Source organism: Photobacterium atrarenae, assembly GCF_024380015.1.
GTDB classification, from domain to species: Bacteria; Pseudomonadota; Gammaproteobacteria; order Enterobacterales; family Vibrionaceae; genus Photobacterium; species Photobacterium atrarenae.
Genome location: NZ_CP101508.1, coordinates 460,720 through 473,649 on the forward strand (window position 1 = coordinate 460,720; position 12,930 = coordinate 473,649).

Below are 12,930 nucleotides of genomic sequence, written 5' to 3' on the forward strand. Positions count from 1 at the left end.
GCGGCAACGGATAGTTTGCGACTCTTTGTTGTCCAACCTTTCAGACTCAATCAATGTTATGAACTGGAGAGCTTATGAAGAAACATCTACTGGCGGTTGCCCTGGGGATTGCAGCACTGGGCGTGACACCGGCATTTGCTGCCAATCTCGCGGTGCCGCACCTGGAAACCGTTGGCCAGGGTGAGGTCACAGCGCAGCCGGATATGGCCGAGTTCTCTGTGGCGGTGGAAGAAACCCGGACCAGCGCGAAGGAAGCCAAGCAAGCCGTGGATAAAGCCGTCACGGCGTTTGTTGAGCGTCTGGTTGCCAGCGGGGTGGACCGCAGTGATATCGTTAGTGCGAACATCAGCCTGCATCCGCAGTATCACTATCCGAAAGATGAAAAGCCGGAGCTGACCGGGTACCGTGCCAGTCGCCATATCACGGTAACAGTGCATGATCTGAGCAAACTCAATGATTATCTCGATAATGCGTTGGGGGATGGGATCAACCGGATCAACAATATTCAGCTTAAGCTCAGCAACGAGGCGGAATACATGGCGCAGGCGCGCCAGGCCGCGATCAAGGATGCCCAGACCAAGGCGGAATCTCTGGCCAAAGGCTTTGGCACCCAGCTAGATGGTGTCTGGCGGATCACCTATCAGGTTGCGCAGCCGCGTCCGGTGATGATGATGAAGATGGCGATGGATGCCGGTGCGCCGGAAATTGCAGCGACTTATCAGGATACGGAAATGACGATCCGGGACCGGGTTGAGGTAGTCTTTAAGCTGGAAGAGTAATACCAATCAAAGTAAGTCAGTGATTAGAAATAGCGCCGGAAAAATGTTTGAGAACAAGGCAGAATTTTTAGATAAGTGGTTATTCTACAATCAAAAATTCTAACGCAGTTATCGAGCATTTGAACAAGCTAGGATGACCCCTTATTTACTGCGATTGGTATAAGCGGACTGCGTTTTGAAAACGCTTTGGAATAAACGGCGAGAGGGGGAGTCCTCTCGCCGTTTTTCTTTAAGGATGATGGCGCTGATTAATGCAGAATACGGGCACGGATCGTGCCGTCGATCGCTTTGAGCTTGGCCAGGGCTTCTTCCGAGCGCTCGGTTTCAACATCAATCACCACGTAGCCAATTTCCGGGCCGGTTTGCAGGTATTGCGCGGCAATGTTGATCCCTTCCGAGGCGAAGATGGTAGTGATCTGGTTCAGGATCCCCGGGCGGTTTTCGTGGATGTGTAGCAGGCGCGAGCAGTCACGGTGCTCCGGCAGCGAGACTTCCGGGAAACCGACGGCTGACAGGGTCGAGCCGTTGTCGGAGTATTTGGCTAGCTTGCCGGCGACTTCGATACCGATGTTCTGTTGCGCTTCCTGGGTTGAGCCGCCGATGTGCGGGGTCAGCAGCACATTGTCGAACTTGGTCAGTGGCGACTCAAACGGGTCCAGGTTGGTTTTTGGCTCGACCGGGAACACGTCAATGGCCGCACCGGCCAGATGCTTGCTCTCCAGCGCGCTACATAGCGAATCAATATCGACCACAGTCCCGCGGGCGGCATTGATAAAGATCGAGCCCGGCTTCATGCGGGCGAATTCTTCGGCCCCCATCATGTCCTGGGTTTCAGCTGTTTCCGGCACATGCAGGCTGATCACGTCACACTTGTTGAGCAGTTCGGTCAGGGAAGGGACCTGGGTGGCATTGCCTAGGGACAGCTTGTTTTCGATATCGTAGAAGTAGACGTCCATACCGAGGTTTTCGGCCAGGATCCCCAGCTGAGTCCCGATATGGCCGTAACCGATGATCCCCAGCTTTTTGCCGCGGGCTTCAAAGGAGTGGTCGGCCGATTTCTGCCACTCGCCCCGGTGGGCTTTGGCATTTTTTTCCGGGATCCCGCGCAGCAGCAACAGGGTTTCTCCCAGCACGAGTTCGGCGACGCTGCGGGTATTGGAAAATGGGGCATTGAAAACCGGGATCCCGCGGCGCATGGCGGCATCGAGATCGACCTGATTGGTCCCGATGCAGAAACAGCCGACGGCATTGAGTTTTTGCGCGGCACTGAAAACTTCTTCGGTCAACTGGGTACGGGAGCGGATCCCGATGAAGTGCGCATCTTTGACGGCTTCCAACAGCTCATCGCCGGCCAGGGAGCCTTTGTGATATTCGATATTGGTGTAGCCGGCCTGTTGCAATACTTCAATTGCTGACGGGTGAACCCCTTCGAGCAAGAGAATCTTAATTTTGTCTTTATCCAGTGAAACTTTAGCCATTGGGTTCTCATCCTTAAAAACATGAGTCGGCGCTCTCAGGCGGGAAACCAGCGTGCGGACAGAAACGGCTAGCATGTGGGTAATACCTGCATACCGGTGCCCTTGGCCCTGACTCAAACGTTTGCTACATGCTGGTATTAAAGTATCAAAAAATAGTCACCATGGGTAAGAATATTACAATAAAGATAAGAAAAAACGGCATAAATTATGCCGTTTTGTAATCAAATAACAGGACTCAGCCGCTGAGGTCAAAGCACGGTTTATTTTTCGAACTTTTTCACGCCTTCCGGAGAACCGACCAGCAGGACGTCTGCGCCACGGTGGGCAAACAGGCCGACGGTGACCACGCCCGGCAGGGCATTGATTTGATCTTCCAGCACTTTCGGGTCGGTGATCTGCATGTTGTGCACATCCAGGATGATGTTGCCGTTGTCGGTCACGCAGCCTTCACGGTAGACCGGATCGCCGCCCAGCTTCACCAGCTCGCGGCCGATGTAGGAGCGGGCCATCGGGATCACTTCCACCGGGAGCGGAAATTGGCCCAGTACCTCAACCTGTTTGGTGTTATCGACAATACACACAAAGGTTTTGGCAATGGCGGCGACGATTTTCTCGCGCGTCAGGGCGGCGCCACCGCCTTTGATCATGTCGTAATCACCGTTGATTTCATCGGCGCCGTCGACATAGATATCCAGTTCGGAGACTTCGTTGGCATCGAACACCGGAATGCCGAGTTCTTCCAGGCGCTGGGTCGAGGCGACTGAGCTCGACACGGCGCCTTTGATTTCTTCCTTACGGGTTGCCAGAGCATCGATGAAGTGATTCACGGTTGAGCCTGTGCCGACCCCGACAATGCTGCCTTTCTTGACGTAATCCAGTGCAGCCCAACCGGCAGCTTTCTTCATTTCATCTTGTGTCATGCCTTTCTCCTAGTGATGACAAACGTTGCGCGGAGCGCTGATTATAGCGAACCCCAAGCCGGGCGTCAGGCAATTCTTGGGCGCCTCCCGCCGTTACTCCCAGTTGAAATGGCAGCTCGGGGTCAGAATTTCCGGCAGTGGTACATCCCAGGCTTCAAACGGCAGCATGTCGACCTGCTGGCAGTCATGAGCCAGCCCCAGCGGCTGCGGCCCTTGCCGGTGGTGGTGCCAGCGGTTAAGCGTGCGATCATAATAACCGCCGCCCATGCCCAGGCGTTGGCCGGTGCTGTCAAACGCCACCAGCGGGGTGCAGACCAGATCCAGTTCATAGACGGGTTTGACCAGGCGAATATCGAGGCGTGGCTCATCAATCCGGTATTTATTACGGGTCATCCGGGTGGCCGGCGTGTAGTGGAGAAACAGCAGATGTCCCTTGCTGAACGGGTGCAGTACCGGCAGGTAGACGCATTTTCCCTGTTGCCACAGCCAGTTAATGAGCGGTCGGGTGTCAATTTCCCCATCGCTGGCCAGGTACAGGGCGATATGGGTTGCCTGCAGGACACTGGGAAGTTGCTGAAACCGGATCAGCAGCTTATCGCTGGCTTGCTGTTGCTCGATTGGCGTCAGGGCGCGGCGACGCAGGCGAATGTGCTGACGAATATGCTGGCGCGGTGAAGATGGCTGAATCGGTTGTTCCATAGGTCATCCGGTGACTGTGAGAATTCAGCAGAAAAATGAAGACAAGTGCCGAGAAGCGCGTATCCGTTGCCGTTTCTCGTTAAAGATAGGGATGCCCCAAGGTGCCGTTGTGAATTGTGGCCCTTGAACCAGACGTTCAAGGTGGATCGGCAACATTAACCGTAGGCTTCTCAGTCGAGCTGAGCCTGCTCAGTAGCTAATCAAAGCAGATCCTGGTTTTTTGCTTATCGGCTCGGGGACGTTAATCCACTGACGTACACCCCAGGGTCAATTCATTATCAACGCTTTGGTTGAATTTGCAATGCCTTATCCAAATTTTCTGTTAGTTGGTTGATTCTATTGGATAAATCTTCGTCATTGCTTTGTTGTATCTGGCGCTCGCTATGCAGTTCATGACAAATGTTCAGGCCGGTGAACATCAACAACTGCTCGGCATTATTGATATTAGTCCGTTCGGACAAATCCTGCAGACGCTGATCAAAATCTTCGGCAGCAGCCCGGAGTGCTGCTTCCTGGCCGAGCGGGCAATTTACCTTTAGGCTACGCCCTAAAATTTGAATTTCAACAGCCTGAGTACTCATAAACTTATTTTTTTGCTCCGTGCCAGTTGGCTGTCTCAGCCAGCGCCGACGATTCGCGATAGGTGGCTAAATATAGAAAAAGCATTTTCAACATGCAAGCCTGTGCGTCACGCTTTGCCACAAGTGGTCAGGGACTAGCCAGTTGGTCTTCGCGCTGCTCCGGCGCAGACTTTCCGGTACTTTGCAACGCGTGCCAAAAGGGGATGAAGGCTGCGAATTGGTGCCAGGTCATTAGCCTGTTTTGCGCCTTAGTGGTAGCATACCACAATTAGAATGAGCACCAATGAAATTAAGGTAAACGCCCATGAGCAAAGTGACATTACCCGCGTATACAGCGGTGGAAGCGGCTTTCAAGGATCACGGTTTGGCGGTCACGCCGTCAGAGCTCCATGGCTTGCTGAGCGGGATGATTTGCGGTGGCATGTCGGTTGAAGATGAAAGCTGGGTCGGCCCGGTCTGTGACTATGCCAACGAAGGCGCCCCCCTGACGGACGGCGCCAAGGCAGCCGTCAGCGGCGTGTATGACGCCGCGGCTGCGGAGCTGGGCGGCCTGGTGACTCAACTGACCACCTCGACCGCCGCTGAGCTGGCGGATGCGGAGTTTCATGTCTCACTATTACTGCCGGAAGCTAACGCGGATTTGCTGCTGCGCGCGGAAGGCCTGAGCGAGTGGGCGACCAACTTCATTTCCGGCCTGGGCCTGATGGGGGTGGAAAAACACAAGCTGTCGCCGGAGGTCACCGAAGCCATTTCTATTCTGGAAGAAATTGCCCAGCTGGGGATTGACGAAGATGACGATCTGGCGGAGCAGGCAGCACTATTCGACAACGTGCTGGCTTATGTGCCGGAATGTATCCTGACCTGCCTGGTCGAGCTGAGCCAGCGTCAGGGTGAGCAGGATACTGCGGATGAGGAAAAGCCGTATATTCCGGGGATCAGTCCGGATCAGAAGCCGACCCTGCACTAATCATTAACACATGGGGACTGGATGTGAAGCAGTATGATGTGATCATTGCCGGTGGCGCCATGGCGGGGGCGACCCTGGCCATGGCGCTGGACAAACTGGGCAAAGGGCAGCTGCGCATTGCTGTGGTGGAAGCCGTGGCACCGCGTTTGGATCAGCACCCGGGCTATGATGCCCGCAGTATTGCGCTGTCGCTGGGATCGGCAGAGATCCTCGGGCAGATCGGCGTTTGGCAGCCGTTGGCTGAGCTGGCCACCCCGATTTCGCATATCCATGTGTCGGATCAGGGCCATGCCGGCATGGTGCATATCGATGCCGGTGCGCAGGCGGTCGATGCCCTGGGCTATGTGATCGAGCTGGCCGATGCCGGCGCCCTGTTTCACCAGCGTCTGGCGGCGCTGGCGCAGGTTGATCTGCTGTGTCCGGCGACGATCACCGGGATCGAGCGAAAGCTGGACGGGATCACCCTGACCCTGGATCAGGGCGAGATGATCCGGGGCAAATTGCTGGTGGCGGCGGACGGCGCTTTGTCTGCCTGCTGCGAGATGCTCAAGATCGGACGCCAGGAGCAGGATTTTGATCAGGTGGCGATCATTGCCAATATTACGACTGCTGAGCCGCATCAGGGCCGCGCCTTTGAACGCTTTACCCCGAGCGGTCCGGTTGCGCTGCTGCCGATGTCGGAAGGGCGCAGCTCGCTGGTGTGGTGCATCCGGCCGGAAGATCAGCAAAAAGTGCTGAGCTGGAATGATGATGCGTTTCTGTCGGCGCTGCAAAACGCGTTCGGCTGGCGACTGGGGCAGCTGGTGAAAACCGGGGCCCGCTGTGCATATCCGCTGCTGCTGCGTCAGGCGCAGCGACTGACGTCACACCGGGTAGCGGTGGTCGGCAATGCTGCCCAGACCCTGCACCCGATCGCCGGTCAGGGCTTTAACCTTGGCTTGCGCGATGTGATGACTCTGGCCGAGGAAGTGGTTCAGGGGCTGAGCCGGGGCGACGATCCGGGCAGTGTCGCGGTGTTGAGTCGTTACCGTCAGCGCCGACAGCCGGATCGGGAAGCGACGATGACTCTGACTTCCGGGCTGGTCAGTTTGTTTGCCAATACCAGCTTTCCCTTCGTGGTTGGGCGCAATAGCGGCCTGATGGCAATGAGCATGCTCGATACAATCAAAACACCGCTGGTTCGGCGGGCAATGAGGCAGGTAGAAAGATAATAATGATGCAAAGTGTAGATGTTGCCATTATTGGCGGTGGTATGGTGGGCCTGACGCTGGCTGCAGCCCTGGCAGAGACCGAATTACGGGTCGCGGTGGTGGAGGGCCGGTTGCCGGAACAAGAACTGGGTCCCCTGCCGGATATCCGTGTCTCAGCCCTGAGCCGGGCCAGTGAACGAATTTTACGTCGGGTCGGGGCCTGGGAAGGGATCGAAGCACGTCGCCTGAGTCCGTATGACAAGATGCAGGTCTGGGAGCAGGACAGCTTTGCGGCGATTGCGTTTGAGGCCGGGCGCCTGGCCCAGCCGAATCTGGGACATATTGTCGAAAACCGGGTGATCCAGCTGGCGTTGCTGGAGCGGGTTGCCCAGTTGCCCAATGTGACCCTGCTGGCGCCGGAGCAGTGCCAGAGTATTGCTTTTGGCGAAAGCGAAGCCTGGCTGAGCCTGGCATCCGGCAAAAGCCTGACCGCTAAACTGGTGGTCGGGGCCGACGGGGCCAACTCCTGGTTGCGCCGGCAACTGGACATTCCGCTGACCCACTGGGATTATGGTCATAGCGCTGTAGTGGCCAATATCCGCTGTGCCGAACCACACGGGATGACGGCCCGCCAGATCTTCCGTCCGCAAGGCCCGCTGGCGTTTTTGCCACTGCCGGACAGCGACTTGTGCTCGATTGTCTGGTCGGTGCCCCCAGAAGAGGCCGAGCGCCTGGTCGCTTTATCTGACGAGGCATTTAACAAGGAACTTACCAGCGCCTTTGATCACCGCCTGGGCTTGTGCCGGGTGGAGGGCGCGCGGCAGGCATTTCCGCTCAAGATGCGCTATGCCCGTGATTTTGTCCGCGAGCGTGTGGCGCTGGTGGGCGATGCGGCCCACACCATCCACCCGCTGGCCGGGCAGGGCGTGAACCTCGGCTTGCTTGATGCCGCCAGCCTGGCTCAGGAGCTCAAAGCCCTGTGGCAGCAGGACCTCGACCTTGGCCACAAAGCCCACCTGCGCCACTACGAGCGCTGGCGCAAGGCAGAAGCGGCCAAGATGATCACAGCGATGCAGGCGTTTCGTGAGCTGTTTGCCGGCAGCCACCCGGCGAAAAAATTGTTCCGGGATCTGGGCATGCTGCTGGCTGATAAGGCGCCGGGTGTTAAAGATGAATTTATGCGCCGCGCCCTGGGGCTGAGCGGCGAATTACCGGACCTGGCCCGTTACACGCGTTAAGTGTTCGCGTGATGCCGTATAGTCTTGTGAGAGAAAAACCGCCTGTTGGCGGTTTTTCTGTTTTTAGCGCCGGGATCCACAAGGCAAGGCGAAGGAAAGCGGCCGGATCTGAGCGGATGTTATGATTTTTTTGCGTACCTCTTGGTTTATCTCCTACAGTAAATAACGAACGTCTGGCGGCTGCCATGTCCGTTGAGAAGCTTGACGATGTTTTAACCGTATCTGCTTCATCGCATGACTGAAATGAAGGGCGAGAGGCAGGCTTTCATAAGGAAGTTTGACGATGAGCTATATTCCCTCTGAATTGAAGTTTACCAATACCCATGAATGGGTCCGTCCCGAAGGCGATGGTGTCTATACCATCGGCATTACCGATCATGCCCAGTCGATGCTCGGAGACATGGTGTTCGTCGAGTTGCCGGAAGTGGACGCGGCGACGGAAGCCGGTGAGGATTGTGCGGTGGCAGAATCGGTCAAAGCAGCATCGGACATTTATGCCCCGCTGACTGGCTATGTGGTTGCTGTGAATGAAGAGCTGGAGAGTTCACCGGAGTTGGTCAATACCGATCCGTATGGGGATGGGTGGTTGTTTCAGATTAAGGCCGAAGATGAAAGCGAAGTTGCAGATCTGCTGGATGCGGATAACTACCTGGATCTGGTTGATGAGTCGGAATAGCAGAGAAAGCCCGCTTGGGCTTCCTCATTCAAGCCGGGTGTTCAGGCCGTATGGTCTTTCATTCGCTTAATCTCCTGATTCACTTCATTGACGGTCTGAAAGTGGCGCTGTTGGGCTTTGACCGGCACCAGAAGTATGCCGTTATTAAATTCATAGCCGCCGCGACCGTCGATGTAGATCCTTCCACTAAATAAACGGCTAACGTGTTTTGCAATCAGTTTGGGCACGTAGCGTTTGAACATGCGCATAAAAGCCAACCTTGTCTGGTTTGTGAATCTTTGTTTTTGACAGCGCTGATTATATCGGATCGGCTATGAAACTTTTGTGACACTTACAGCATAATAATAATGTTAAATTGGTCATTATGGAGTAATTTTTTGTGCTACTGCGTCTGGTTCAGAATAATATTCTGATGCGTTGACGGTGCTTGCTCGGTGGGATGTGGCACGAACAGCGGGCGGCCCGTGAAAAATATTCAATATTTTTCGATTTTTTATGATCTTAGCGGCACGAAACGGGGCAGGAACGCGATCTGTTGTGGTTTATCCGGGCTGAGCATACCCGATGTTGTAGTGATAAATTGTAAAATTCGGGTCAGCGAATAGGGGTTTGTGCTAAATCGGCGCTCTGGTCTGAGTTGTCAGAGTTTTATCGGTTTTCTGAGCCAGATCAAACCCGACAGTCGCTACAATGGGGGATGCGGGGCGCATTTCAATGGCAGACTGCCTCGCCTGGGAGGCTGGCAGCCGCGACCATCACACATCCTGAGCCCTGGCTAGCTTGCTGATTCGGTGCCCGAAAGTCTTACGTTTCAGGAGGGGGCTGTTGACGCAGATGCGTCACCTGGTTTTTAACGGTTTGCCCAACACACTGCCGTAACCAAGTCAGGCGGGGGTGGCTGGCATTGCGCTTGCGCCAGATCATCCTGATATCAAAATCCGGGATGGACACCGGCGGCGGACACTGGGTCAGGTCGTCATTGAAAAGGGTGATCCGGGCCATTAGGGTGGAGACCACGCACAGCAGATTGCGCCCGCTCAGCAGGTGGCGGATGGTGAGGAAGTTGCCGGAGCCGACGGCGACGTGGCGTGAAACCCCCTGCGCCCGGAGCTGCTGGTCGACCGCGCTGGCCAGCTTACCGTCAGGGGTGACTAAGGCCTGGGGGGTCTGGATATAGCGTGCCAGATCGATCGGGGCGCTCAGGCCGGTCGCCTGGCTGTCAAACAGGCACACATGATCTTCCGTATACAGGTACTGGCCGTCGAGTTCCCGGGGGAGCTGGTTCATTGAGCCGATCACCAAATCAATGTCCTGATCCTCCATCATCGCCTGATAATTGTGGCGATCCACCTTATGGAAGCTTAATTGGCAGTTTGGAGCCTGGCTGAGGATCGCATCGAACAGCACCGGGGCGAACAGCAGTTCGGCGTAGTCGGTTAGACCGATCCGGATGGTACTCCGATCTGCTTCGGGGTTGAAGGCTTTGGGTTGCAGGATCTCGGACGTGATCAACTGGAGCACCTGCTCAATCACCGGCGCCAGTTCTTTGGCCTTGTCGGTGGCCACCATATGATGGCCACGGCGTTCGAACAGTGGATCGTTGATCAGCGTTCGCAATCGGGACAGGTTGTGGCTCATCGCCGACTGGCCAATGGAGAGTTTTTCCGCGGCTTTGGTGACGCTGCGGGTTTCCATCAAAGCGGCAAAGGCGATAAGCAGGTTCAGGTCGACCCCGCGCCAGTTGATTGACTCCACGCTTTTCCTCTCCCTAGCGGCAGATATCGGCAAACAGGGGATCGCACAGTAGCTGGAGATCCTCCATGCTGAGTTCGATCCCCGCCATCCGATCGCCGCTGCTGATATTGACGGTTGAAAATTGTCGGATCGCGTGGTCAAAAATAACCGGCATCGGGGTTTTCAGGCCGATCGGGGCCACGGTCCCGATCCGCAGCCCGGTCACCTCCTCGACATCACGGGCATCGGCGCAAGTCATCCGGCGGCAGCCAAACAGGGCCCGGACTTTTTTCGGATCGACCTGGGCCGGCCCCGGGACGCACGCCAGCACATGAAAGCCGCTCATATCCCGCAGCAAAATGGATTTAACCATCAGCTCTGGGGCGACACCACGCTCCAGGGCGGCTTCTTCAATGGTTCTGACCGGCTTACTGTGGGGAAGGAGCCGGTAGTCAACGCCTTCCTGCTGCAATAGAAAAGTGACAGGGGTTTGCATGCGTAGCGGCCTGTTACTTGTCTTCGTCCAGCGTGTACGGCAGCGGCTGCTTGTGCCAGATCGCCTCGTGCCCGGCTAAGCGGAACTGGCTGTCTTCATCGAGATCGTTCGGCAGGCCGACCAGGGCGATTGCCTGACCGTCGGCAAACTGGTAACCGGCAATGATGGTGCCGCCTTTGCGCCAGTTGTCGCCGACGCTGCGCTCCAGTGCGTCACCGGCCTGCGGGCACTGCTCGGACGGGCCGCTGACGATATACATCGCGCGCTTGTTGATCCCGCGGTATTTGGCCCGGGCCACAGTTTCCTGGCCGGTATAGCAGCCCTTGGTAAAGCTGATCGCATCCAGGGCCTGCAGATTCATCGCCTGCGGGATAAACTCGAGCTCGGTGGCGGCATCGACCCGCGGGATCGCGCGGCGGATATCGTACAGATCCCACAGGGTGCTGTCAGACAGCACAGCGTCCGCCGCCAGTTTGCCGGCAACGGTTTCAGCGTGCTCCGTGCTGAGCACCAGTAGCCAGCGCTCGGCATCAATGTTCACAGCGGTGCCGCCCTCAATGGCACGCACCTCGCCTTCGCCGCCGAAAACCTGATCGATCATAGCGCTGGCGTCTTGGCCGGTCAGGCCCAGCAGGATCTCGTCACTTTGCTCGATATCTACCTTGGAGAAAATGGCATATTTCTTCAGCTCCGGTAATTGGGTCGCCATCACGCTTTGGCGCTGGAAGAAGCCGTAGCCCTCACGATGGTGGAACAGGCGAAAGACGGTGCGCATCTTCCCTTTGGCATCACAGTGGGCACCAAGGGTGGATTGATCCTGCGCCAGTGAGACCACGTCACAGGTGACCTGCCCTTGCAGGTAGGATTTCTTGTCGTCGCCCACCAGAGTGATCAGGCCCCAGCCGGCGAGGTCGACCAGCGCCAGCGCCGGCAGGTTATCTTGTTCAGTTAAGGCTATCTTGTTGAAGTTCAGAACATTTGACCAGGTGCTCATAGGATTTCCATGATGTGCGGTAACTTGCCGGGCTCCATCGCTGAGGCGAGCGGCACGTTACAATGGGTGAATTTCAGGGTTACTTGCTATGTTAAATCGCAAGCATCGGTTTGTCAGCCCAAATACTTGATTCATCTGATAGGGTATTGGAGATAGCGTGCTGAAGAGAACGGGAAAACTGACAATAACGGCGTCAAACATGGTGCCATGGCGGGTGGTGTCGGGATAAACTGGTGCTAGCTCTCATCTTGATGTTTTGCTTTTGTCTGTGCATAGGCGAGCCCGGTCACGGCTGATAATATTGTGGTTCCTGGAGTCAGATGAGCGCTGCTGGCAGCCCCGAATCACTGTGGAGCGCCAGGCCGCTTGGTGTAAGTACATTGAGGTTGATATGTTGAGTGCAGAAGAAAAAGCACGGGTGAAATGGGCATGCCGTCGTGGGATGCTGGAGTTGGATGTGATTATCATGCCGTTTTTCGAAGAGTGCTTTGATGAGCTAAACGAGCAGGAGCAACAGGATTTTATTTCGCTGCTGCGCTGTGATGATCCGGATCTCTTTACCTGGGTGATGGAGCATGGTCGCAGTGACAACCCAGCTCATGCCGCCATGGTGGATCGCATTGTCGCTCACAACAACAGCAAGCTTCGCTGATTTTGAGGTTTCCCCTTCCCGACTTTCTGTTGCCGCACTGACGATATTTTACGCCGGTGCGGCAGCTTTCCTGCTGCTCGCCTGGGGCCGTGGTGTTTTCCCCTTTCCTCTGTTGCTGATTGGTTGCGAGTTACTCTGGCACGAGTGGCTGGGCCAGTATCATTTCATTCTTCGCCATCAGGGCCGTCTGATCCTGAAAGCGCCGAATCGTGTCTGCTGGCAGCAATCATGGTGGCGTGTGAACCGAGTCAAAATCCAGACCCGGTACTTTATTCTGATCGAGCTACATCAGGTGACCCGACGGCACTGGTTATTGATCTGCCATGATGCCTGTGAGGTTTCCGGGTATCGAGCCTTGTCTTTGATATGCCATAGCACGAAGAGAGTAAAGTAAATATCCATCTTGAACTTATAGTTTTAATTATATGAATATGGTATCCGTGCAACATATTGTACCGTACTTGACCGGTTTAGCGTGTCGTTCTTAGGCGATTTTTCTAAAGTTTTGCATCTGTCGGGCGATAAA

15 protein-coding genes and 1 other RNA gene are annotated in these 12,930 nt (G+C 55.8%); 7 read left to right on the top strand and 9 right to left on the bottom strand.

Annotation, left to right across the window (positions count from 1 at the left end):
* The first annotated feature begins 74 nt into the window (after positions 1 to 74).
* On the top strand, positions 75 to 779 hold the full coding sequence (locus NNL38_RS02305; protein ID WP_255389429.1) for an oxidative stress defense protein: 705 nt from the start codon (positions 75 to 77) through the stop codon (positions 777 to 779).
* Positions 780 to 1,027: 248 nt separating this feature from the next.
* Here the strand turns inward: NNL38_RS02305 and serA are convergent, their stop codons facing one another.
* The 5 genes from serA to zapA form a co-directional block, all read right to left on the bottom strand.
* Positions 1,028 to 2,257 (bottom strand): phosphoglycerate dehydrogenase, encoded by a 1,230-nt coding sequence (gene serA, locus NNL38_RS02310; protein ID WP_255389431.1) that lies wholly within the window; start codon positions 2,255 to 2,257, stop codon positions 1,028 to 1,030.
* A gap of 260 nt (positions 2,258 to 2,517) precedes the next feature.
* On the bottom strand, positions 2,518 to 3,177 hold the full coding sequence (rpiA, locus tag NNL38_RS02315; RefSeq protein WP_255389433.1) for a ribose-5-phosphate isomerase RpiA: 660 nt from the start codon (positions 3,175 to 3,177) through the stop codon (positions 2,518 to 2,520).
* Positions 3,178 to 3,270: 93 nt separating this feature from the next.
* Positions 3,271 to 3,876: a 5-formyltetrahydrofolate cyclo-ligase gene (locus NNL38_RS02320; protein WP_255389435.1), complete on the bottom strand. Its 606-nt coding sequence runs from the start codon at positions 3,874 to 3,876 to the stop codon at positions 3,271 to 3,273.
* 89 nt (positions 3,877 to 3,965) lie between these two features.
* Positions 3,966 to 4,147: non-coding RNA, 6S RNA (gene ssrS / locus NNL38_RS02325), on the bottom strand.
* Positions 4,148 to 4,154: 7 nt separating this feature from the next.
* Positions 4,155 to 4,457, bottom strand: a complete 303-nt coding sequence (zapA, locus tag NNL38_RS02330) for a cell division protein ZapA (RefSeq protein ID WP_255389437.1) — start codon at positions 4,455 to 4,457, stop codon at positions 4,155 to 4,157.
* Positions 4,458 to 4,761: 304 nt separating this feature from the next.
* Here zapA and NNL38_RS02335 point away from each other — a divergent pair, with 304 nt between their 5' ends.
* From NNL38_RS02335 to gcvH, 4 genes are all read left to right on the top strand, one after another.
* Positions 4,762 to 5,424 (top strand): UPF0149 family protein, encoded by a 663-nt coding sequence (locus tag NNL38_RS02335; protein WP_255389439.1) that lies wholly within the window; start codon positions 4,762 to 4,764, stop codon positions 5,422 to 5,424.
* 23 nt (positions 5,425 to 5,447) lie between these two features.
* Positions 5,448 to 6,635, top strand: coding sequence for a 2-octaprenyl-6-methoxyphenyl hydroxylase (ubiH, locus tag NNL38_RS02340; protein ID WP_255389441.1), 1,188 nt, complete (start codon positions 5,448 to 5,450; stop codon positions 6,633 to 6,635).
* 2 nt (positions 6,636 to 6,637) lie between these two features.
* Positions 6,638 to 7,852 carry an FAD-dependent 2-octaprenylphenol hydroxylase gene (locus NNL38_RS02345; protein WP_255389444.1) on the top strand — a complete coding sequence of 405 codons (1,215 nt, stop codon included), beginning with the start codon at positions 6,638 to 6,640 and terminating at the stop codon, positions 7,850 to 7,852.
* Positions 7,853 to 8,144: 292 nt separating this feature from the next.
* Entirely contained in the window at positions 8,145 to 8,528 is a 384-nt protein-coding gene (gene gcvH / locus NNL38_RS02350) for a glycine cleavage system protein GcvH (RefSeq protein ID WP_369414612.1), read from the top strand.
* A 41-nt stretch (positions 8,529 to 8,569) separates the two neighbouring features.
* Here gcvH and NNL38_RS02355 read toward each other — a convergent pair whose 3' ends face one another.
* The 4 genes from NNL38_RS02355 to ygfZ all read right to left on the bottom strand — a co-directional run bounded on the left by NNL38_RS02355 (position 8,570) and on the right by ygfZ (position 11,752).
* On the bottom strand, positions 8,570 to 8,776 hold the full coding sequence (locus NNL38_RS02355; protein WP_255389447.1) for a DUF1107 domain-containing protein: 207 nt from the start codon (positions 8,774 to 8,776) through the stop codon (positions 8,570 to 8,572).
* Positions 8,777 to 9,332: 556 nt separating this feature from the next.
* Positions 9,333 to 10,283, bottom strand: coding sequence for a LysR substrate-binding domain-containing protein (locus NNL38_RS02360; protein WP_255389448.1), 951 nt, complete (start codon positions 10,281 to 10,283; stop codon positions 9,333 to 9,335).
* 13 nt (positions 10,284 to 10,296) lie between these two features.
* A complete protein-coding gene (locus NNL38_RS02365; protein WP_255389451.1) occupies positions 10,297 to 10,758 on the bottom strand; it encodes an aminoacyl-tRNA deacylase in 462 nt (153 codons plus the stop codon).
* Positions 10,759 to 10,771: 13 nt separating this feature from the next.
* Positions 10,772 to 11,752 (bottom strand): tRNA-modifying protein YgfZ, encoded by a 981-nt coding sequence (ygfZ, locus tag NNL38_RS02370; RefSeq protein WP_255389454.1) that lies wholly within the window; start codon positions 11,750 to 11,752, stop codon positions 10,772 to 10,774.
* 391 nt (positions 11,753 to 12,143) lie between these two features.
* On the opposite strand from ygfZ, the gene NNL38_RS02375 reads away from it, so the two are divergent.
* Together NNL38_RS02375 and NNL38_RS02380 are read left to right on the top strand one after the other, a co-directional pair.
* Positions 12,144 to 12,404 (top strand): FAD assembly factor SdhE, encoded by a 261-nt coding sequence (locus tag NNL38_RS02375; protein WP_255389456.1) that lies wholly within the window; start codon positions 12,144 to 12,146, stop codon positions 12,402 to 12,404.
* Positions 12,337 to 12,798, top strand: coding sequence for a protein YgfX (locus NNL38_RS02380; protein WP_255389457.1), 462 nt, complete (start codon positions 12,337 to 12,339; stop codon positions 12,796 to 12,798). Before NNL38_RS02375 ends, NNL38_RS02380 begins: the two co-directional genes overlap by 68 nt.
* Positions 12,799 to 12,930: the final 132 nt, after the last annotated feature.

Excerpts from the sequence above, each read along its gene's own strand:
- NNL38_RS02305 (WP_255389429.1), top strand. The coding sequence starts at position 75 with ATGAAGAAACATCTACTGGCGGTTGCCCTGGGGATTGCAGCACTGGGC.
- serA (WP_255389431.1), bottom strand. The coding sequence starts at position 2,257 with ATGGCTAAAGTTTCACTGGATAAAGACAAAATTAAGATTCTCTTGCTC.
- rpiA (WP_255389433.1), bottom strand. The coding sequence starts at position 3,177 with ATGACACAAGATGAAATGAAGAAAGCTGCCGGTTGGGCTGCACTGGAT.
- NNL38_RS02320 (WP_255389435.1), bottom strand. The coding sequence starts at position 3,876 with ATGGAACAACCGATTCAGCCATCTTCACCGCGCCAGCATATTCGTCAG.
- zapA (WP_255389437.1), bottom strand. The coding sequence starts at position 4,457 with ATGAGTACTCAGGCTGTTGAAATTCAAATTTTAGGGCGTAGCCTAAAG.
- NNL38_RS02335 (WP_255389439.1), top strand. The coding sequence starts at position 4,762 with ATGAGCAAAGTGACATTACCCGCGTATACAGCGGTGGAAGCGGCTTTC.
- NNL38_RS02345 (WP_255389444.1), top strand. The coding sequence starts at position 6,638 with ATGATGCAAAGTGTAGATGTTGCCATTATTGGCGGTGGTATGGTGGGC.
- NNL38_RS02355 (WP_255389447.1), bottom strand. The coding sequence starts at position 8,776 with ATGCGCATGTTCAAACGCTACGTGCCCAAACTGATTGCAAAACACGTT.
- NNL38_RS02365 (WP_255389451.1), bottom strand. The coding sequence starts at position 10,758 with ATGCAAACCCCTGTCACTTTTCTATTGCAGCAGGAAGGCGTTGACTAC.
- ygfZ (WP_255389454.1), bottom strand. The coding sequence starts at position 11,752 with ATGAGCACCTGGTCAAATGTTCTGAACTTCAACAAGATAGCCTTAACT.
- NNL38_RS02375 (WP_255389456.1), top strand. The coding sequence starts at position 12,144 with ATGTTGAGTGCAGAAGAAAAAGCACGGGTGAAATGGGCATGCCGTCGT.